Origin of the sequence: Streptomyces sennicomposti (genome assembly GCF_019890635.1) — a bacterium.
Lineage (GTDB): Bacteria > Actinomycetota > Actinomycetes > Streptomycetales > Streptomycetaceae > Streptomyces > Streptomyces sennicomposti.
This window is the reverse complement of sequence record NZ_JAIOAB010000021.1, coordinates 66,012-85,889: the sequence shown is the minus strand read 5'-3', so window position 1 is coordinate 85,889 and position 19,878 is coordinate 66,012. Positions and strand designations below refer to the sequence as shown.

The following is a 19,878-nucleotide window of genomic DNA, read 5'->3' as shown; positions in this document are numbered from 1 at the left end:
GTCGATTGCTCCGGTCGCCCGTCGGGGTAGCCATCCGCTGGGACGCGCCCCCACCCCCTCCCGTCGCGGCCCGGTACGCAGTCGCCCGCCGAAGGAGACCGCACTCGTGACCGAGCAGCCAGCGCCGTACCAGCCGTCACCCCAGCCGTTGCCCGATCCGTCATCCGAGTCGCCGTACCAGCCGTCATCCCGGTCGCCGTACGTCCTCGACCCCACCGGCTCCGGCCACCACGCCGAGCACCGGGCCCTGCGCGCCCGCGGTCCGGCCGCCCGCGTGGACATCCTCGGCGTGACCGCCTGGGCCGTCACCGAACCCGCCCTGCTCAAAAGCCTGTTGACCAGCCCGGAGGTCTCCAAGGACGCCGCGGCGCACTGGCCGGCCTACGCCGAGGCGGTCGCCAGCTGGCCGCTCGCCCTCTGGGTGACGGCCAGAAACATGTTCACGGCCTACGGCCCCGACCACCGCAGGCTGCGCCGGATGATCGCGCCGGCCTTCAGCGCCCGCCGCATCGAGGCCTTGCGCCCCGTGGTCGAGGCGACCGTGACCTCGCTCCTCGACCGGCTCGCCGCCCTGCCCGCCACGGAACCGGTCGACCTGCGCGAACACCTCGCCCGCCCGCTGCCGATCGCCGTGATCGGCGGGCTCATGGGCGTACCGCACGACCAGCGCCAGGACTTCCGCGCACTGGTCGACGGGGTCTTCACCACCACGCTCACCGTCGCGCAGGCCGAGGCCAACACCGCCGCCCTCTACACGGCGCTGGACCTGCTCATCGCCGCCAAGCGCCGCGCCCCCGGCGACGACATGACGAGCCTGCTCCTGGCCGCCCGCGACGAGGAGGGCGACGGCGGCACCCTGTCCGCCGCCGAACTGCGCGACACCCTGCTGCTGATGATCAGCGCCGGCTACGAGACGACCGTCAACGTCATCGACCAGGCCGTCACCGCCCTGCTCACCGACCCCGCACACCTGGCCCACCTCCGGACCGGGCGCACGAGCTGGACGGACGTGGTCGAGGAGACGCTGCGGCACGAGCCGGCCGTCAAACACCTCCCGCTGCGCTACGCCCTCACCGACATCCCGCTGCCCGACGGACAGGTCATCGCCCGCGGCGAAGCCATCCTGGCCTCCTACGCCGCCGCCAACCGGCACCCGGACTGGCACGGCCCGACCGCCGACGTCTTCGACACGACCAGGGCGTCGAAGGACCACCTCGCCTTCGGTCACGGCGTCCACTTCTGCCTCGGCGCGCCCCTCGCCCGCATCGAGGTCACCACCGCCCTGCGGCTGCTCTTCGACCGCTTCCCGCACCTCGAACTCGCCGTGCCCGCCGAGACGTTGCGGCCCTACCCCTCACTCATCAGCAACGGCCACCAGACCCTCCCCGTACACCTGCGTCCCACGTCCCACTGACCCGGACCCGGCCCCGAACCCGGACCCCGGTCGCGGACCGGGACCCGACGCGGACCGGAACCCGGACCCGACGCGGACCCGGACGCGCACCGGGCGGGCCTGCCCGGTCAGCCGGCCGGAGCGCCGGCCCGCTTCGCGAGATGGGCGGGGACCTCGGCGCCCTCGGGCAGCAGCGGGTCCGGCTCCGGCTCGCCCCATGTCGTACGCAACGGCAGGACGCCCGCCCACAGGCCCAGCCGGGCGTCCTCGCCGTCGCCGTCCTCCGGGGCGCCGGTACGTATCTTGACGGACGCCTCGTCCAGCGGGAGGGCGAGCAGGGCCGTCGCGGCGAGTTCCCTGGCGGTGGGGCGGCGGGCGTAGTCCCACTGGCCGGGCGCGGCCTGCTCGGTCAGGCAGCGCAGACCGGCGAGCTTCTCCTCGGGGTCCGTGACCGCGCGGGGGACGCCGAAGATCATGGCGCTGCGGTAGTTGACCCCGTGCTCGAAGACCGAGCGGGCCAGGACGAGACCGTCGACGTGGGTGACCGTGACGCAGACCGTGGCCTCGGGTGACGCGACCAGGCTGCGGCTGGCGACCGAGCCGTGGAAGTACAGGGTGGAGCCGTCGGAGCCGTACACGGTGGGCACCACGAGCTGGGCGCCGTCGACGGTGACGCCCAGGTGGCAGACGAAGCCGGCGGCGAGGATCGCGTCCAGCCGGTCGCGGTCCAGGCTGCCCTGCTGCCGCAGCCGGCGGTGCCGCGTCCGCTCGGTGACCGGCAGCCGCCGTTCCGGGGAACCGGAGTCCATGGGGCACCTCTCTGGGGCACGGCCGATACGGCCGACGCAGCGGACACGACCGACGCAGCCGGTCCGGCCGCCGGGACCGCCACGGCCGGGCCACCCGCGCACACGACGGGGACAGCGACGGAAACCCTACTGATTCCATCGCACCAGCACCACACATTTACGTAAAACGTCGTTGCGACTGTCCACGACGACGAATTCAGTCGCCGCACCGAGCACGCCAAGGGAGATCTCCTCGGCGGCGCCTGGGCCCGTCCCGCCGCGTGGTCGAGGTCCCGAGGTGGTGGGACGCTGAGGTGTGGAGGATGTGCGTCGAGAGGCCCCCGGGAGGCCCGATGGGACGGGACGTCCCGGCGCTGGTGTTCACCCGTGAGGACCGCCGCCGCTACCGGATCAAGATGCAGGAGTGCCTCGACGCGCTCGCGCAGATGCTGCGCGACGCCCGGTTCGAGTCCGAGCGGCCGCAGGTCGGGCTGGAGATCGAGCTGAACCTGGTGGACGACCGGGCGGAGCCGACGATGCGCAACAGCGACGTGCTGGAGGCGATCGCGGACCCCGCCTGGTCCACCGAGCTGGGTCGGTTCAACCTGGAGACCAACATCCCGCCGCGCCGGCTGACGGCCGGCGGCCCCGACGCCTGGGAGTCCGAGATCCGGGCCGCGCTCAACCACGCGGACCGCCGGGCCAGGACGGTCGGCGCCCATCTGATCATGATCGGCATCCTGCCGACGCTGCGCCAGGAGGACGCCGGCCACGCCGCGCTCTCGGAGAACCCGCGCTACCGGCTGCTCAACGACCAGGTCTTCGCCGCCCGGGGCGAGGACCTGCACATCGAGGTGGACGGCGTGGACCGGCTGCGGACGTACGCGGACACGATCACGCCCGAGGCGGCGTGCACCAGCACCCAGTTCCATCTCCAGGTCTCCCCCGAGGAGTTCGCCGGCTACTGGAACGCGGCGCAGGCGGTCGCCGGCGTCCAGGTGGCGCTGGCGGCCAACTCGCCGTTCCTGTTCGGCAAGGAGCTGTGGCACGAGACACGTGTCCCCCTGTTCGAGCAGGCCACGGACACCCGCCCCGAGGAGATCAAGGTGCAGGGGGTGCGGCCCCGGGTGTGGTTCGGGGAGCGGTGGATCAACAGCGTCTTCGACCTCTTCGAGGAGAACCTGCGCTACTTCCCGGCCCTGCTCCCGCTCTGCGACGACCAGGACCCCGGGGAGACCCTGGACCGCGGCGACGTCCCCGAACTCGGTGAGCTGACCCTGCACAACGGCACCATCTACCGCTGGAACCGGCCGGTCTACGCCATCGCCCAGGACAAACCGCACCTCAGGGTGGAGAACCGGGTGCTGCCCGCCGGCCCGACCGTCGCCGACACCCTCGCCAACGGCGCGTTCTACTACGGGATCACCCGCGCCCTGGTGGAGGAGGACCGGCCGGTGTGGTCGCGGATGTCCTTCTCGGCCGCCGAGGACAACCTGCACACGGCGGCCCGGCACGGCATCGAGGGACGCCTGTACTGGCCCGGCATGGGCGAGGTGCCGGTCGCCGAACTCGTCCTGCGGCGCCTGCTGCCGATGGCGCACCGCGGTCTTGAGCTGTCCGGCATGGACGAGGCCTGGCGGGAACCGCTGCTCGGCGTGATCGAACAGCGCTGCGTCACCGGCCGCAACGGCGCGGTCTGGCAGAAGGAGATGTTCCACCGCCTGGAGGCCACCACCCGCTCCGGCCGCCACGAGTCGCTGCGCCGGATGACGGAGCAGTACATCGAGTACATGCACCTCAACGCCCCGGTGCACACGTGGCCGGTGGACTGACGGCCGTGGACTGACGTAGGCCCCACGCTCCGGTCACGACCGCTGCCCCGTCCGCAGCCGACGCCGCCGCACACCCGCCCGTCGCGGGCGCTACCGGAAGGCCGGCAGATTGCGCGCCACCCACTGTGCGAAGGGGCGGGCCGGGCGGCCCAGGACGTCGCGTACGTCGGGGCTGACCCTCTGTTCGGACGGCAGTGGGGCGCCGAGGATGTCCAGGGTGCCGTCGGCGACCTCCTCCGGCATGAAGTGTGTCATGCGGGCGCGGGCCTCCTCGCGGGTGAGTTCGGCGAAGGCCACCTCCTCGCCCAGGGCCGCGGACAGCACGGCGACCTGCTCGCGCGGACTGATGGCCTCCGGACCGGTCAGTTCGTACGTACGGCCCGCGTGGCCGCCCTCGCGCAGCGCCGCCGCCGCGACCTCCGCGATGTCCGCCGGGTCGATCACCGGCAGCGCCACGTCGCCGAACGGGGCGTGCACCGTGCGCCGCGTGCGCACCGACTCGGCCCAGGCGAAGGCGTTGGAGGCGAAGGCGCCCGGGCGCAGGATCGTGAAGTCCGGTCCGGCCGCGCGCACGGCCGCCTCGAACGCGCGCAACCGGGTGTGCGAGGGGGCGTCGGGCCGGGTGGCGCTGCCCTGCGAGGAGAGCAGGACGATCCGCTTCACCCCGGCGTCCGCGGCCGCCGTCGGCAGGGCGTGCGGGCTCTCCCCGTGGCTGTTCAGCTCGCCGCCCAGCAGCACGAAGAGGGCGTCCGCGCCGTCGAGGACCGGGCGCAGGGTCGTGGCGTCCCCCACGTCGGCCTGGACATGGCGGACTCTTCCGGCGGCCCGCGCCCGGCGTACGCCCTCGTCGGCCCCGGCGTGCTCGGCACCGGTCGACTCGGCCCCGACTGGCTCGGCTCCGGCCGGCTCGGCGGGCCGGAGGCCGCGCGAGACGGCCGCCACGTCCTCGCCCGCGGCGGCCAGCAGGGGCACCAGCGTCCGTCCGATGTTGCCCGTCGCACCTGTCACCACTATCATCGCGGCCTCCTGAACTCGGTGAAGGAGTTAGTTAGTCGACTGACTAACGTGGAGGACCGTAGTACGCCGCCGTCGCGGTTGTCTATAGTCAGTCGGGTGACTGACTCAGTGACGCCCCGAGCACGGGCGGCGGCGGACAAGCGGCGGCGGCTCGTGACCGAGGCCGCCCGCGTCCTGCACGAACAGGGCGTCGAGCGCACCACCCTCGCCGACATCGCACGCGCGGCCGACGTCCCTGTCGGGAACGTGTACTACTACTTCAAGACGAAGGACGACCTGGTCCGGGCGGCGCTGTCCCAGCACAGCGCGCACCTGGACGAACTCACCGGCCGGCTGGACCGGTTGCCCGACCCGCGGGACCGGCTCAAGGCGCTGGTCGAGGCATGGGTCGGGCAACGGGATCTCGCCGCGCAACACGGCTGCCCCACCGGCACCCTCGCCGTCGAGCTGGACAAGCGGGCCGACGGCGATCTCGACATGGCGGCCGGGGCGGTGATCCGGCGGCTGCTGGACTGGGCCGCGGACCAGTTCCGCGCGCTGGGCCTGCCCGACCCGGACGGCCTCGCGCTCACCCTGGTCTCCGGCTACCAGGGCATGTCGCTGCTGGCCAACGCCCTGCGCGACCCGGAGGTCATGAGCCGCGAGGGCGCCCGGCTCCTCGCCTGGCTGGATTCCCTCGATTCCACTCGTCAGGGGCCGTGACGGACCTAGGGTGACCTGCGTTGTTCCTATTACCTGTCCCTGTCACCTGTCACCTGTCCGCAGCGCACACCCTCCGGGAGCAGCATGCCCCCTTCGTCCCGCACTGCTGCCGTTCCGTCCGCCGTGCCCGGCGAGGCGAGCGCGGCCCACAGCACCGCCGTACTGATCGTCAACAGCCGGGGGCAGTACCTGCTGCACCTGCGTGACGCCCACAAGCCGATTCGTGCTCCCGGCACTTGGTCGCTGGTCGGCGGCGGGTCCGAGGACGGCGAGACTCCGCACGAGGCGATCGTCCGCGAACTCCGCGAGGAGACCGGGCTCGTGCTGGACGAGGTCACGCCCTTCACCAGGGCGGAGGCCCACGGCCCGTACGTGACCGAGGGGCAGATCAAGGTGTTCGTCGCCCACTGGGACGGCGACGCGCACACCCTGCCGGTCACCGAGGGCATCATGTTCGCCTGGTTCGACGTCGCCACGATGGCGCAACTGACCATGTGCGACTGGGCGTACGAGGCGATCCTCGCGCACCGCTCACAGGCGTCGGGCGACGAGCGCGCCGTCCCGTCCGCGGGCGGGGCCGCGCCGGCCGACGGAGTACGGTCCGGTGGCAGCGTCCGGCCCGGTGGCAGCGTCCGGCCCGGTGGCGGCGTACCGTCCGGTGGCGGGACCGAGCCGGCCGCGGACGGCGCCGTACCCCGACAGCCGTCCGCACCGCCCGGCACCGCCTCCGCCACCCCGGCCGCCACCACCACCGCCGCTGCGGCCTCTACGGACGGCGTGTCCCGGGGCGTCAAGAACGTGCTCGGCGTGCACCTCTATCTGGAGAACCCCGCGGGCGAGATCCTGCTCGGCCGACGCCATCCCGACTCCCCCTTCGCCGGCGGCCTCTGGCACTTCCTCGCCGGGCACTGCGAGCAGGAGAGCGCCGTCGCGTGTCTCGTCCGGGAGGCGGAGGAGGAGGCGGGACTGCTGATCCGCCCGGAGGACGTCGAGTTCGCCCACGCCGTGCACCTGATCCACCGGCCCGGCGGTCAGCCACGGCTGCAACTGGTCTTCCGCGCCCGGCGGTGGCAGGGCGAACCGCAGGTGCGGGAACCCGACAAGTGCCTGGCCTGGCGCTGGTGGCCGCGGGAGGAACTGCCCGAACCGATCGTCCCGTACGCCCGCGCGGCGATCGACGGCATCGGGGTGGGCCGGCTGTACTCCGAGATGGGCTGGTGAGCGCCATGGCGACGACCGGTGAGCCGATGACGGCGACTGCAGCGGCCGTCGGGTCGTGTCCGCCCCGCGGCGGGCGGGTCTGGCTGCCGCCAGAGGAGTACGCGAAGACGGTGATGAAGGCGACCGGCTTCGCCGCGGTCCTCCTCACCGACGAGCAGGACCGGCCCGTGCAGCTGCACTCCGTCTACAGCCCGACGCATCCGTGGCAGTTGGCGGGCGGCACCATGGACCCCGGCGAGCGTCCGTGGCAGACGGCCGTCCGGGAGTGCCGGGAGGAGACCGGCCTCACGGTGGAGGGGCCGCCGCGGCTCCTCGCGACGGTGTTCGGGCTGCCCGGCGCGGAGTGGCCGTACAGCACGATGGGCACGGTCTTCGACGGCGGCCGGCTCACCGAGGACCAGATCCGCGGCATCGTCCTGGACCCCGAGGAGCACGACGAGGTGCGGGTCCTGTCGTTGCGGGAGTGGAGGCCGTTGATGCCGCCGCGCGACTTCGAACGGCTGGAAGCGGTGCTGGAGGCCCGCCGGACGGGTGTGGCAGCCTACTTCGACACCTGGGACTGGGAGCAGGAATGACCGTCGTGCTGATGTCCGATCCACAAGTGGCGGCGATACCGGTACGGGAATGCGGCGAGCGACTGACCGACGTCCGCACCCAGGGCGACATCCGCGTCGACCCACGCCGACAGGACCCGGACGGCTCCACCGAGGTGCCGTAGCGCTGTCCGATCGGGCATCGATGCCGTGGGCGTGGCCTCATCATGGGCGGATGAGGACGTGGATGCGGTGCTACTGGGACGACGAAGACGTCTGGTTCTATTTCGAGGTCGATGCCGAAGGCGTGGTGATCCGGCAGGTCGAACTTCGAGGGCCGGAACTGACCCCGATCGCAGCCGCCTCCCTTGAGGAGTGGCAGCGGGCGCATGACGCGAGCCGAGTCGGCGCGTACGAAGCCAGGTTCGGGGCCACTGCCGAGCCCCCCGTCGGGGAGTGGGAGGGCCATGACCCCGTGTACCTGACCTCCGCCGAGTTCGAGGCGGTCTGGGAGTCCGCCCGCCGTCGGCTCACCGGTCCGGGTCGCGCGGCCTCGTGCCCCGGGTGAGTGAGCGGGCCAGGGTCGCGCCCGCTGTCGCGGCCACCGTGTGCAGGACCGCCGCCGTGGTGAGGTCTTCCGGCAGGGCGGCGTCGGCGGGGCGGGCGAGCAGCAGATAGAGCGTGAAGGCCAGTTTCCAGCCGCTCCAGGCGAAGAGCGACCCCGTGCCGATCCAGAGCGCCGAGACGGGCACCCAGCGGGGCAGCCTGGCAGGTGTGGCGGGTTCCTGCCGCTGGAGGACGTACGCGGCGATGGCCGTGATCAGCGCCCACGTCCCGGAAACCCCGTTCAGCACCCGCCAGTTGACGTCGCGTTCGCCGAGGCGGGCCACACCGGCGGTGGCGCCCGCGGCCCAGGAGAGCCAGACCAGGCCCACGACGCCGGCGCCGACGGCCGCGCCCCTCGACAAGAGGGGCCGCCCCTCCAGGCGGCCGGCGAACGCGCCGGGCCAGCGGCGGCGCAGATAGGCGGGGAGCCCGAGGGCCAGGCCGAGCCCCATGCCCACGAAGCCGATCTGGACGAGCGCCGCCTCCCAGCCCGGCATCACCGGATCGTCGCCGCCCTTCGCCTCGACCTCGTCGGGGCCGAACAGCGAAGCGAGCACGGCGTACGGCAGGAGCGGGACGAGGAAGCCGACCGCCACCCAGGCGCAGAAGGCCAGCGGCGGTCCCGGCACCCGTAACCCCCACGGCCGCACCAGCGCGAGCGCCACCCCGATCCCGGCGCCCGCCATGCCGATCGTGACCGTGTTGAGCAGCACCCAGCCCGCCGTGCTGAACCCGGCGCCGACGGGCACCACCCCCAGCAGCGAGCCGACCACCCACGATGCCTTGATGCACACGTACGGCGTCAGGGCGAGCGCCGCCCCATACGCGGCGGTCCGGCCCACCCGATCCCATCGCTCCACGCGTTCCCCCGGTGTGTCGTCGCCCCCCTTCCTCCACCCTCACACCGGCCCCGCGCCGGCTCATCCACCCGCGGAGGTAACTCCCCGACCGCTCACGTCATCCCCGAGAGGTACGGCCTCGGTACGCGGCGCGCGCCCGGCCCGGGGCCGCCCGTCCGCGGCTCAGGGGCGCCAGCGGCGGCGGGGGGTGTGGTGCTCGTAGGGCTGGGGGTCGGGGTAGGTGATCAGTTCCAGGGTGCTGCCCCACGGGGTGTGCGTGTAGACCATGCGGTTGCGCGGGCCCGCCTCCGGTCCGGGCAGCGGGCCGGGGTCGGACAGGGCGCGGCCGCCCGCCTCCTCGACGCGGGCGACGGCGCGGTCGAGGTCGTCGACGTAGACGGCGAGGTGCTGCCAGCCGAAGTCGCACGGGAGGGCCGCCGGCCGCTGCTCCGGGGCGTCGAACTCGAACAGTTCGAGGCCGGGGCCGTGCGGCAGGGCGAGCATCCGGACGGCCCGTTCCGCGCTGCCCGGCGGCACGCCCAGCCGCCGTTCCGTCGCGGGACCTCTCTTCGGCCCGTCCGTCCGGCGCAACGTGTCGTAGAGCACCTCGGCGTCCAGCGCCCGGACGAAGAAGGCGGTCGCGGCCTCGATGTCCGGGACGGTGACGCCGACGTGATCGATCCCGCGTACGCGGGGCCGCCCGGGGGCGGGATCGCGGCCGTCGTCCATTCCTCCAGCCTCGCATCCGCCGCCCCGCCGCGCACACGTATCGCCCCCGCCCCATCGCCGTCCTCCCTCTGCGGGCCTCGCGTGCGCACACATACCGCCCGGCGCGTCACCGATGCGCCGGGCGGTGCCGAGAGGCGGGGCGGTGCCGAGAGGCGGGGCGGTGCCGAGAGGCGGGGCGGTCAGCGTGACGGCTGCGTGGCCCCGCCGCTCACGCGGATGCGGACCGCCTCGACGGCCTCCCACTGCTCGATGCTCAGGAAGGCCAGCGCGGCGGGGAAGACGCCGTCCTGCTCCTTGAGGATGTGGTCCCGCAGCAGGGTGAGCGCGTCCATCAGCCGGGCCGGCCAGCCGGGGTCCGCCGGGACGCCGTCCGCCGCCTCGGCGAGAACCGCCTCGACGCGCCGGTGCTCGGACTCCAGTACGGCGATCTTCTCGGGGAAGTCGTCGGTCAGCGCGGGGAACAGACCGTGCTCCTCCACCTCGGTGTGCGGTCCGAGAACGGCGCTGATCCGGCGGGCCAGTTCGGCCATGCGGGTGGTGTCGCCGTCCCGGTGGGCGTCGCGCACCAGGCCGATGAGGTTCACCACCGTGTCGTGCTCGCTGGTCAGTTGGTCGATCGACTCCAGGGCCTGGCAGCCGCAGTACTCGCACATGGGGGTGTTCCTTCTTCCTCTCGTACCGCACCGGGATCACCCTCGCTTCCCGGCACTCCGGTCTTCGCGACCGGTGGCCCACGGCCACTCTCCGCCGCCGCGAAGCGCCGGGGCAGTGGCCGCTGGTCCCGGCCAGCGGGAAGACCGACCCGCTTCCGGGGCCCGGTGGTCCCGGTTCGCGAATGGGGGCCGATCGGCCCTAACCATCGAGGCGGCGGCTGGGGACGATGGAGGGATGCTGAAGAACGACGGCTTTCGCTCTCTGGACCGTCCGGAGTGCCTGCGTCTGCTGGCCGAGGTGCCGGTCGGCCGGGTGGTGTACACCAGGCAGGCGCTGCCCGCCGTACTGCCGGTGAACTTCGTCCTCGGCCCGGACTCGTCCGTGCTGCTGCGCACCTCGGCCGGCTCCGATCTCGTCCGCGCGGTCGACGGCGTCGTGGTCGCCTTCGAGGCGGACGAGTTCGACCCGGCGAGCCGGTCGGGCTGGAGCGTGGTCGTCACCGGGCAGGCCACCGTCGTCACCGATCCGGCCGAGCACGAGCGGCTGCTGCGGACGGGCCCCGACTCCTGGATGCCCATCCGTGACGACGTCTTCATCAGGATCGAGTCCACGATGGTCACCGGACGCGCGCTCGCGGACCTCCGGGCCGTGACGGGCTGAGGACGCCGCCGGGCCACGCCTCCGGGCCACGTCTCCGGCGGCGTCCTCGGGCTGACCAGGCGGTGCCTCGCTGCCCGCCGGCGCCTCGCTGCCCGTCAGTGCCTTGCGCGGGTGCGTGCGGCGGAACCGTACGGGTCCGGTGCCTTGCGCGGGTGCGTGCGGCGGAACCGTACGGGTGCCGCCGCACGCGCCCGGACGCCCCGGTCAGCGCGTCGCCTGCTCGCCGGTCACCCCGTCGTGGTCACCCGTTGCCTGCCCGGGAAGGCGTGCCGGGGTGCTCGCGCGGGGGGTGGGGCCGCCGTCCGGGCCGTAGCCGAAGCGGATCAGCAGGTGGGGGTGGCACCGTTGCCGGGTGCCGCTCATCGCCGCCCGCAGGTCCGGCCACTCCATCGCCTGGTGCAGCATCGAGGTGCGCACCCCGTGCCGGGTGGCCACCAGCAGGGCCCGTTCCAGGGCCTGTCCCGCCCGCAGCCAGTCCGCCGGCCGGTCGTGCGCCGTCCACAACAGGCCGACCTGCGCGTGCCGTTCGAAGCGCAGCGCGGGCAGGGGAAGTCCCGGCAGCGGGCCGGTGAAGTCCCGCATCGGCATCCGGCGGCCCAGATCCCTGGGGCCGAGCGAGGTGAGCGGAATCCCGTACGGGGCGCGTGTGTTCGGGGGTGTGATCCAGTGCCGGGCCTCGGCGGCGCGGTCCGGGTCGGCGGCGTTGCGCGCCTCGCCGAGCGCGGTCAGCCGCAGCAGTGCGCGGGTGCCCACGACGCCGGGCACGTCGAGGTGCCCGCCCTCGGTGCGCGCCGCCGTGAGCATCTCGGCCACGATGTGGTCCGGTACCGGCCGGCCGGTGAACGGCATCCGGCTGGTGTGCCGCCGGGCCACGGCGTCGTACAGGTCGCCGTACGACGGCAGCGTGCCGCCCGTCGCGACGGTGAGCCGGACGGTGGCCAGCAGGTCGGGGTCGCCGGGGTCGGGCAGCAGCCGTACGTCGGGCTCCCAGCCCAAGTGCGCCGCCGCGACCCGGAGGTTGAAGACGGCCGCGCCCACCGACAGGTGCTGTGCGCGCAGTTGCGGATCGCAGTGGGGCAACCGCCGTGCGCGGTCCGCGCGGACGTGGATCGCGCCGGTGTCCGCCTCCATCCCGAACCGCCAGGGCTGGGTGTTGTGCATCGACGGCGCGGCGACGGCCGCGTGGAGCAGGCTCTCCACGGCCGTCGCGTCGACTTCCGGTGTCCGCATGCCGGCTCCTCCACACACTCCACGAGACCGTCTCTTCCCGTCCACCCTGCGCCGTCGCGCCGGCGCGGGGCGAGGGCTCAGCGGTCCTTCCGCAGGGCCGCAGGTCCCGGGTGCCTCTCACGGACCGCAGGGCCGCACGGCCCGGGTGCCTTTCGCGGACCGCAGGCCGCAGAGCCGCAGGGCCCGGGTATGCAGCGCGGGGCTGTTCCCAGGTTCGAAGAGCGGGAGTCCTCTGCGGCCGTCGGGACAGGGCGAGTCGCCGGCATCGTTCACGACCACCGTCCGCCGAGTGTGCGTCCGGCCGGGCGGGAGTCAGGGCAGACGTGGCCGCCGACGGCCGGACGGTGACCGAACCGGAGGACGACGCAGTCCGTACCCCGCGCCCGCCTCGGCCTGGGACGGGGGATGCGGCCGGGCCGGCAGGGGGTGCGGTGGTCCATGCGCTGCCTCCGATTCGATCACCGTCAGCATGGATCACGCGGGTGGTCTTCCCCCAGCGCCGAGCGGCCCCGGTCGCAGGGCCGTTGGTCCCTGGTCCGGGGGTCCGGGCGGGGCCGTCGGCCGGTGGACGCGGGGCCTTCGGCCCAACGATCCGCCGCTCGCCGCGCCCTAGGTTCCCGGCCATGGAGATACCTGATCTGCCGCAGCCGCGCCACCGCCCCCGTCCCGCTGCGCGGCCGGCCGGCGACCGGTCCGCGCGGTCGGCGGGCCGCGTGAGCGCCCCGGGCGGGGTGCGGGCCGACGCGGCACGACGGGCGGCGGCGCCCGGCGTGCCGGCCGACCGGCCCGTGGGCCTGGTGCTCGCGGTGACCGGCGTCCTCGGCTGGCTGGCCTCCTTCGCCCTCACCGTCGAGGACTGGCGGGTGCTGAAGGACCCCGCACACCCGCTGTCGTGCGACATCAGCCCGGTCATCGGCTGCGGCAGCGCCATGGCGAGCGCGCAGGGACACCTGCTCGGCTTCCCCAACATGCTGCTCGGCCTCGGCGCGTTCGCGGCGGTCGCCGCCCTGGGCGTGGCCGTGGCCGCCGGAGCCCGACTGCACCGGCGGCTGTGGCTGGCGCTGAACGCGGGGGCGCTGGCCGGGGTGGTGTTCGTGCACTGGCTGATCGTCCAGTCCCTGTACGTCCTGAACCGGATCTGCCCCTACTGCGCCGCCGTGTGGGTCGTGACCGTCGCGCTGTTCTGGTACGTGACCCTGCACAACCTGCGGCACGGCGTCATCCGGGTGCCGGACCGCGCCCGGGGCGCGCTGCGTCTGGTGCTGGAGACGCAGTGGCTGCTGCTGGGCGCCTGGTACGGGCTGATCGCGATGCTGGTCCTGACCCGGTTCTGGGCGTACTGGAGCAGCCTGGTGTGAGGGTGAGGGGGTGAGCCGACGAGCCGGGGCGTGGGGGTCTTCCTGGGACAGAGCGGGGCGGCCGGGGCGTGGGCCCGGCCGCCCCGGTGTCTCAGGAGGCCCTGCGTGTCAGGTGTGTCTGTGTCAGGTGTGTCTGTGTCAGGTGCCAGGTGTGCCAGATGTCTCAAGGCGGCTCAGGCGGCTTTCAGCGGTACCCGCCACACCAGTGCGGTGCCGCCGTCGTCGGGTGTGGTCCACTCCAGGTCGCCGCCGAGCCGGCGGGCGCGCTCCGCCATGTTGGCCAGCCCGCTGCGGCGGCCCTCAGCGGGGATGCCCACGCCGTCGTCGGTCACCGCGAGGCGTACCGCCTCGCCGTCCGTCTCCAGCACCACCTCGACACGGTCGGCGTGCGCGTGCCGGGCGACGTTCGTCAGCGCCTCCGAGGCGACCGCCACCAGGTGTTCGGCGACCTCGTCGGGGACCTCGGTGTCGAGCAGGCCTTCCATGCGCAGGCTGGGCGCGAAACCCAGGGCGGGGGCCACCTCGCCCGCCACGCGCACGATCCGGGCGCGCAGGCCGGGGGCGGCGTCGTCGTCGCGGGTACGCAGGCCGAAGATGGTCGAGCGGATGATCTTGATGGTCTCGTCCAGGTCGTCCACGGCGCGCAGCACGCGTTCCTTCGCGTTCGCGTGGTCGATGAACCGGCCGGCGCTCTGCAGGGTCATCCCGGTGGCGAAGAGCCGTTGGATGGCCAGGTCGTGCAGGTCACGGGCGATCCGGTCGCGGTCCTCCAGCAGCGCGATCTGCTCCGCGTCCCGCCGCCGCTCGGCCAGCTCCATCGCCAGCGCGGCCTGCGCGGCGAAGCTCTTGAGCGGTTCCGTCTCCTCCTCCGAGAACGGGCTGCGCCCGTTCTCCCGGACCAGCAGGACCACGCCGCGCACCCGCTCGCCCGCGCCGACGGGCACGGCGACCGCCGGTCCCAGCCCGGCGAACCGCGGCGGCCCGGGCGAGACCCGGTCGTCGCGCGAGATGTCCGGGCTGGTGACGGGTGCGCCGGTGGAGAAGGAGAGCCCGATCAGACTGTCGTCCGGGGGCAGCACCAGACCGCGGTGCGCCTGGGCCTCGGGCCCGATGGCGAGTTCCACGGTGAGGGCGTCGGTGTCCGCCATCGGGACGGCGACCACGGCGAGCGCCGCGCCGGTGATCTCGCGGGCGCGTTCGGCGATCAGCCCCAGCGCCTCGCCCCGGGCGCTGCCCGACATCAGACCGTGGGTGATCTCCGCGTTGGCCCGCAGCCACCGCTCCCGCAGCCGCGACTCCTCGTACAACCGCGCGTTGTCGATCGCCACACCCGCGGCCACCGCCAGCGTCGACAGGACCGACTCGTCCTCCTCGTCGAACTCCGCCCCACCCCGCTTCTCCGTCAGGTACAGGTTGCCGAACACCTGGTCCCGCACCCGGATCGGCACACCCAGAAACGTGTTCATCGGCGGATGATGCGCCGGAAAACCGTACGACGCCGGATGCTCCGACAGCTTCGCCAACCGCAACGGCTCCGGATGCCGGATCAACTCCCCCAGAATCCCATGCCCTTCGGGAAACGGACCGATCTTCGCGATCTGCTCCTCACTCATCCCCACCGTCAGGAAGTCCGACAGGATCCTGCCGTTCGGGCCGATCACACCCAGCGCCGCGTACTGGGCGTCGACCAGGGTCGCGGCGGCCTCGACGATGCGGCGCAGCGCCTGTTCCAGATCCAGTTCCCGGCCGACGGAGAGCACGGCCTCCAGCAGGCTGTGCACCCGGTCCCGGGTGCCGCGCGCCGCGTCGACCCGGGCTTGAAGCTCCTCCAGCAGCTCGTCCAGCCGCAGCTGCGGCAGCCGCATCCGGGCCTCACCGGGCCCCTCGGAGCCTTCCACCGATCCTCCAAAGCCCCTCACGACGTACGAACGGCCGGCCGCCGTCGTCCCCTGTCACGGTAGCCGCCCGCTCCGGACGCCCCACACCTGCCCCGGCGGAGCGGGGCGGGGGCCGGAGGGTGGCCGGGGCGGGTCAGAAGAAGCGTTCGAGGCCGTACGCGGTGAGGCCGCCGACGAGTTCGCGGCCCGTGACGAGTTCGGGCTCGATCCGGACGATGACCTCGCAGGGCGAGGGCGCCCAGGAGCGCGGGCCGTCGCGGTCCAGGCGGCGCAGCTCGGCGGGGTCGGTCACCACCGAGGCGGTGCCGGTGACCACGACGCTCCACCCGGAGTGGGCGCCCGCGTCCACCTCGTCGGCCTCGAAGGCGACGATCGCGCCGTCGATCGAACGCACCAGCCCGGAGTCGGCCGCGGTGCGCAGCAGCACCGCGCCGTCGCCGTCCAGCCAGAAGTTGACCGGGAGCACGGCGGGCAGGGCGTGGCGCGTGTGGACCACCCGGCCCACCGGCGCCTTGGCCAGCAGCCGCAGGCACTCCTGTCGTTCGAGTTCGCGGAATCCGTCGTTACGGTCCATCAGCGGGTCCGTCTCTCCACTCGTACGGCCGCCACGGCCGTTTCGCCCTGTCGTCCCATCGTCGGCGGCCCCGGCCCGCCGGGGGAGGGCCGTGAGTCCCGGCCGACGCGGAGAACGGCCCGGGTGCGGCGGCCTCCCCGGCCGGGCGCGGCCGGTGGTCCCGGCGGAACAGGGCCGTCCGGCCCCTGTCGCCCCGGACCGGCCGCTGGCAGTTTCGAAGGCAGGGATCAAGGAGGTGGGGGTCGTGCGCGGCATCAGGGGCGCGAGGACCGGCAGGGGTGCGAGGTCGGGCAAAGGCGCGGGAACGGGCCGAAGCGCGAGGTCCGGCAAGGGTGCGCAGACCGGCAAGGGGTCCGGCGGGGTCTTTGCGGGGCGGGCGGCGGTGGCGCGGCGGCTGCTGTGGCGGTGGCGTAGGAACCCGCTGCGCCGCCGCGACGACATCGTCGAGGCATGGATCGTGCTCGCGATGTGGACGGTGATCGTGGTCGGCGGCGCGCTCGTCGGGACGGTGGTCGGCCGCGCCGTGGACCGCGACTTCGCCGCGCAGCGCGCCGACCGTCGCCCGGTGCGGGCCGTCCTGCTCGCCGACGTGCCCCGCACCACCTCGACCGGCAACGACGTCTACCGCGCCCTGGCGAAGGTCCGCTGGACCGCGCCCGACGGCGCGGTCCGCACCGGCCGTACGCTGCTCACCCCTGGCCCGAAGGCCGGGGCGACGGTCACCGTCTGGCAGGACGGGACGGGTGCGCTCACCACCGAGCCGGCCGGTACGGGCGAGGCGCGCGCCGGGTCGGTCTTCTTCGGCGCGTCGGCCGCGCTGGCGCTGGCCGCGCTCGTCCACGGCGCCGCCGCCCTTCCGCGCCGCCGCCTCGACCGGCGCCGCTCGCAGCGGTGGGCCGCGGAGTGGGAGCTGGTCGGGCCCCGGTGGGACCAGAAGACCGGGTGAGGCGGAGCGGGGGGCGTGGCCCGGAGGCGGCGCACCCCGGCGCACCCCCCGGCGCGCTCGGCACGGGCCCTGGGCGCTCGGCGCGCATTCCGGGCGCTCGGCGCACCCCCGGCGCGCGCCCTGGGCGCTCGCTGCGCGCTCGCTGCGTGAGCTTCTGCCGCTCGGTGCGCGCTCGCGCTCGCCCTACGCGCTCGGTGCGCCGCCCACCGGCGCGTGCCAGAAGAGTCTCGTCCCGCCGTCGTCGGGTGTGGTCCACTCCAGGTCGCCGCCGAGCTGCCGGGCGCGTTCGGCCATGTTGGCCAGCCCGCTGCGGCGGCCTTCGGCGGGGATGCCCACGCCGTTGTCGGTGACCGTGAGCTGCACGGTCTTGCCGTCCGTCTCCAGCACCACCTCCGCGCGGGTGGCGTGCGCGTGCCGGGCGACGTTCGTCAGCGCCTCGGACAGCACCGCCACGACGTGGTCGGCGGTCTCCCTGGCCACATGGGTGTCGAGCAGCCCCTCCATGCGCAGGCTGGGTGCGAAACCCAGCGCGGGCGCCACCTCGCCCACCACTCGTACGACCCGGGCGCGCAGGCCGGGCGCCGCGTCGCCGTCACGGGCCCGCAGGCCGAAGATGGTCGAGCGGACGATCTTGATCGTCTCGTCCAGGTCGTCCACCGCCCGCAGCACCCGCTCCTTGGCGCCCTCGTGGTCGATGAACCGGCCCGCGCTCTGCAGGGTCATCCCGGTGGCGAACAGTCGCTGGATGGCCAGGTCGTGCAGGTCACGGGCGATCCGGTCGCGGTCCTCCAGCAACGCGATCTGCTCCGCGTCCTGCCGCCGCTCGGCCAGCTCCATCGCCAGCGCGGCCTGCCCCGCGAAGCTCTTGAGGGGTTCCAGCTCCTTGTCGGAGAAGTCGGTGGAGCCGGCCTCCCGGGCGAGCAGCACCACGCCCCGGATGTGGTCGCCGGCGCGGATCGGGACGGCCACGGCCGGTCCGAGGCCGGTGAACCGGGGCGGTCCGGACGTGACGCGTTCGTCGTGCGCGACGTCCGCGCTGCGCACGGGGGCGCCGTCGGCGAACGCCTTGCCGGTCAGCGTGCCCTCGACGGAGAGCACCAGGCCGCGGTGGGCCTCCGCCTGCCGGCCTATGGCGACTTCCACGGTGAGGGTGTCGGTGCCCTTCACCGGGGTGGACATGGCGGCCAGGGCCGCGCCGGTGATCTCGCGGGCGCGTTCGGCGATGAGTTTGAGCACGTCCGTCTGGGCGGCGCCGGACATGAGGCTGCGGGTGATCTCCGCGTTGGCCCGCAGCCACCGCTCCCGCAGCCGGGACTCCTCGTACAACCGCGCGTTGTCGATCGCCACACCCGCGGCCACCGCCAGCGTCGACAGGACCGACTCGTCCTCCTCGTCGAACTCCGCCCCACCCCGCTTCTCGGTCAGATACAGGTTGCCGAACACCTGGTCCCGCACCCGGATCGGCACACCCAGAAACGTGTTCATCGGCGGATGATGCGCCGGAAAACCGTACGACGCCGGATGCTCCGACAGCTTCGCCAACCGCAACGGCTCCGGATGCCGGATCAACTCCCCCAGAATCCCATGCCCTTCCGGGAACGGACCGATCCTGGCGATCTGCTCGTCGCTGACGCCGATGGTGTGGAACGCGGACAGGCGCCTGCCGTCCGGACCGATCACACCCAGCGCCGCGTACTCGGCGTCCACGAGCGTCGCCGCCGCTTCGACGATGCTGTGCAGGACCGGTTCGAGGTCCAGCTCGCGGCCGACGGACAGCACCGCCTCCAGCAGGCTGTGCACCCGGTCCCGGGTGCCGCGCGCCGCGTCCAGACGGGCCTGGAGTTCCTCCAGCAGCTCGTCCAGCCGCAGCTGCGGCAGGCGGACGCGGGCGGCCTCCTCGGAGCTTCCCACCGCTGTTCCTCCATGCCCACGACGTGCCGAGAACGTACTGCTCTCGGGTCACAGTAGCGGGTGGCGCCGCGGAAGGGCACAGCGATGGGACACCGCGCGGAAACGGCCGGCGGCGTGCGCGGCGGCGGACGGGACGGGTCCGGACAGATCGGGATCCGGCGGTTGTGCGGTGATACGTCAGCGGTTGTCGCCGCGCAGCCGGTCCCGGGCCTGGGTGGCGATGACGGCGGCCTGGATCCGGCGTTCCACGCCGAGCTTGGCGAGGAGGCGGGAGATGTGGTTCTTGACCGTCTTCTCGGCGAGGTAGAGGCGCTGGCCGATCTGGCGGTTGGTGAGGCCCTCGCCGATCAGGGCCAGGATCTCCCGCTCCCGCTCGGTCAGGCCGGGCAGTGCGTCCGGCTGCTCCTCCTGCTGCTGTCCGCCGCGCAGCCGGGCCATCAGCTTGGTGGTGGCGCTGGGGTCGAGCAGCGACTGGCCGCGGGCGACGGTGCGCACCGCCGAGACCAGGTCCGAGCCCTGGATCTGCTTCAGCACATAGCCGGAGGCGCCCGCCATGATCGAGTCCAGCAGCGCTTCCTCGTCGTCGAACGAGGTCAGCATCAGACAGGCCAGTTCCGGCAGGCGGGAGCGCAGCTCGCGGCAGACGGTCACCCCGTCGCCGTCCGGCAGCCGCACGTCGAGCACCGCCACGTCCGGGCGCAGGGCGGGGACGCGTACGAGGGCCTGCTCCACGGTGCCGGCCTCGCCGACGACCTCGATGTCCGCCTCGTCGTTCAGCAGGTCGTGCACCCCACGGCGTACCACCTCGTGGTCGTCGAGGAGGAAGACCCGGATCGGGGTGTCGGGGTCTGCCTGCTCGCGGTCCGCCATCGGTCACTCCTTGTGATGAGTTCTGCCTACCCTGGCATCCTTCCCCGAACCGGGGCCGAAAGGCCAGGGCCGATCGGCCCTGTTCCTGAAGAGGGCTGTCCCCGATCCCGCAGAGGA

19 protein-coding genes and 1 pseudogene are annotated in these 19,878 nt (G+C 73.7%); 10 read left to right on the top strand and 10 right to left on the bottom strand.

Annotation, left to right across the window (positions count from 1 at the left end; translation table 11 throughout):
- Positions 1-148: 148 nt before the first annotated feature.
- Entirely contained in the window at positions 149-1,414 is a 1,266-nt protein-coding gene (locus K7787_RS14840; RefSeq protein ID WP_223001685.1) for a cytochrome P450 family protein, read from the top strand.
- A 107-nt stretch (positions 1,415-1,521) separates the two neighbouring features.
- On the opposite strand, the gene K7787_RS14835 is transcribed toward K7787_RS14840, so the two are convergent.
- Positions 1,522-2,202 carry a pyridoxamine 5'-phosphate oxidase family protein gene (locus K7787_RS14835; RefSeq protein WP_223001663.1) on the bottom strand — a complete coding sequence of 227 codons (681 nt, stop codon included), beginning with the start codon at positions 2,200-2,202 and terminating at the stop codon, positions 1,522-1,524.
- Between the two features lie 332 nt (positions 2,203-2,534).
- Between K7787_RS14835 and K7787_RS14830 the strand changes: the two genes are divergently transcribed.
- The gene (locus tag K7787_RS14830) at positions 2,535-4,013 is read left to right on the top strand and encodes a glutamate-cysteine ligase family protein (RefSeq protein ID WP_223001662.1); all 1,479 of its coding nucleotides are present in this window, start codon (positions 2,535-2,537) and stop codon (positions 4,011-4,013) included.
- A 90-nt stretch (positions 4,014-4,103) separates the two neighbouring features.
- Here the strand turns inward: K7787_RS14830 and K7787_RS14825 are convergent, their stop codons facing one another.
- Entirely contained in the window at positions 4,104-5,030 is a 927-nt protein-coding gene (locus K7787_RS14825; RefSeq protein ID WP_223001661.1) for an NAD(P)H-binding protein, read from the bottom strand.
- A gap of 96 nt (positions 5,031-5,126) precedes the next feature.
- Here K7787_RS14825 and K7787_RS14820 point away from each other — a divergent pair, with 96 nt between their 5' ends.
- The 5 genes and pseudogenes from K7787_RS14820 (at position 5,127) to K7787_RS14800 (ending at position 8,054) form a co-directional block, all read left to right on the top strand.
- Positions 5,127-5,732: a TetR/AcrR family transcriptional regulator gene (locus K7787_RS14820; protein WP_223001660.1), complete on the top strand. Its 606-nt coding sequence runs from the start codon at positions 5,127-5,129 to the stop codon at positions 5,730-5,732.
- Between the two features lie 84 nt (positions 5,733-5,816).
- Positions 5,817-6,953 (top strand): NUDIX hydrolase, encoded by a 1,137-nt coding sequence (locus K7787_RS14815; RefSeq protein ID WP_247720890.1) that lies wholly within the window; start codon positions 5,817-5,819, stop codon positions 6,951-6,953.
- A gap of 26 nt (positions 6,954-6,979) precedes the next feature.
- The gene (locus tag K7787_RS14810) at positions 6,980-7,528 is read left to right on the top strand and encodes an NUDIX domain-containing protein (RefSeq protein WP_223001683.1); all 549 of its coding nucleotides are present in this window, start codon (positions 6,980-6,982) and stop codon (positions 7,526-7,528) included.
- Positions 7,417-7,656 (top strand): annotated as a pseudogene (locus tag K7787_RS32270) (M15 family metallopeptidase); the annotation flags it as partial. The gene K7787_RS14810 and the pseudogene K7787_RS32270, both read left to right, overlap by 112 nt.
- A 65-nt stretch (positions 7,657-7,721) precedes the next feature.
- Positions 7,722-8,054 (top strand): hypothetical protein, encoded by a 333-nt coding sequence (locus K7787_RS14800; RefSeq protein WP_223001659.1) that lies wholly within the window; start codon positions 7,722-7,724, stop codon positions 8,052-8,054.
- Here the strand turns inward: K7787_RS14800 and K7787_RS14795 are convergent.
- From K7787_RS14795 to K7787_RS14785, 3 genes are all read right to left on the bottom strand, one after another.
- Positions 8,017-8,952 carry a hypothetical protein gene (locus K7787_RS14795; RefSeq protein WP_223001658.1) on the bottom strand — a complete coding sequence of 312 codons (936 nt, stop codon included), beginning with the start codon at positions 8,950-8,952 and terminating at the stop codon, positions 8,017-8,019. The genes K7787_RS14800 and K7787_RS14795 overlap by 38 nt on opposite strands.
- Before the next feature lie 162 nt (positions 8,953-9,114).
- Positions 9,115-9,660, bottom strand: a complete 546-nt coding sequence (locus K7787_RS14790; protein WP_223001657.1) for a VOC family protein — start codon at positions 9,658-9,660, stop codon at positions 9,115-9,117.
- Between the two features lie 179 nt (positions 9,661-9,839).
- On the bottom strand, positions 9,840-10,313 hold the full coding sequence (locus K7787_RS14785) for a hemerythrin domain-containing protein (protein ID WP_223001656.1): 474 nt from the start codon (positions 10,311-10,313) through the stop codon (positions 9,840-9,842).
- A gap of 235 nt (positions 10,314-10,548) precedes the next feature.
- On the opposite strand from K7787_RS14785, the gene K7787_RS14780 reads away from it, so the two are divergent.
- Positions 10,549-10,974 carry a pyridoxamine 5'-phosphate oxidase family protein gene (locus tag K7787_RS14780; RefSeq protein ID WP_223001655.1) on the top strand — a complete coding sequence of 142 codons (426 nt, stop codon included), beginning with the start codon at positions 10,549-10,551 and terminating at the stop codon, positions 10,972-10,974.
- Between the two features lie 204 nt (positions 10,975-11,178).
- On the opposite strand, the gene K7787_RS14775 is transcribed toward K7787_RS14780, so the two are convergent.
- Positions 11,179-12,204 carry an Acg family FMN-binding oxidoreductase gene (locus tag K7787_RS14775; RefSeq protein WP_223001654.1) on the bottom strand — a complete coding sequence of 342 codons (1,026 nt, stop codon included), beginning with the start codon at positions 12,202-12,204 and terminating at the stop codon, positions 11,179-11,181.
- Positions 12,205-12,827: 623 nt separating this feature from the next.
- Between K7787_RS14775 and K7787_RS14770 the strand changes: the two genes are divergently transcribed.
- Positions 12,828-13,562 (top strand): vitamin K epoxide reductase family protein, encoded by a 735-nt coding sequence (locus K7787_RS14770; RefSeq protein ID WP_247720889.1) that lies wholly within the window; start codon positions 12,828-12,830, stop codon positions 13,560-13,562.
- A 173-nt stretch (positions 13,563-13,735) separates the two neighbouring features.
- Here K7787_RS14770 and K7787_RS14765 read toward each other — a convergent pair whose 3' ends face one another.
- Together K7787_RS14765 and K7787_RS14760 are read right to left on the bottom strand one after the other, a co-directional pair.
- On the bottom strand, positions 13,736-15,427 hold the full coding sequence (locus K7787_RS14765) for a sensor histidine kinase (protein ID WP_247720897.1): 1,692 nt from the start codon (positions 15,425-15,427) through the stop codon (positions 13,736-13,738).
- Positions 15,428-15,593: 166 nt separating this feature from the next.
- Positions 15,594-16,034: a pyridoxamine 5'-phosphate oxidase family protein gene (locus K7787_RS14760; protein WP_223001652.1), complete on the bottom strand. Its 441-nt coding sequence runs from the start codon at positions 16,032-16,034 to the stop codon at positions 15,594-15,596.
- A 382-nt stretch (positions 16,035-16,416) separates the two neighbouring features.
- Between K7787_RS14760 and K7787_RS14755 the strand changes: the two genes are divergently transcribed.
- Positions 16,417-16,980, top strand: a complete 564-nt coding sequence (locus tag K7787_RS14755) for an Rv1733c family protein (protein WP_443742881.1) — start codon at positions 16,417-16,419, stop codon at positions 16,978-16,980.
- A 183-nt stretch (positions 16,981-17,163) separates the two neighbouring features.
- Here the strand turns inward: K7787_RS14755 and K7787_RS14750 are convergent, their stop codons facing one another.
- Positions 17,164-18,891: a sensor histidine kinase gene (locus K7787_RS14750; protein WP_223001651.1), complete on the bottom strand. Its 1,728-nt coding sequence runs from the start codon at positions 18,889-18,891 to the stop codon at positions 17,164-17,166.
- A 177-nt stretch (positions 18,892-19,068) separates the two neighbouring features.
- Entirely contained in the window at positions 19,069-19,761 is a 693-nt protein-coding gene (locus tag K7787_RS14745; protein WP_009192484.1) for a response regulator, read from the bottom strand.
- Between the last annotated feature and the right edge of the window lie 117 nt (positions 19,762-19,878).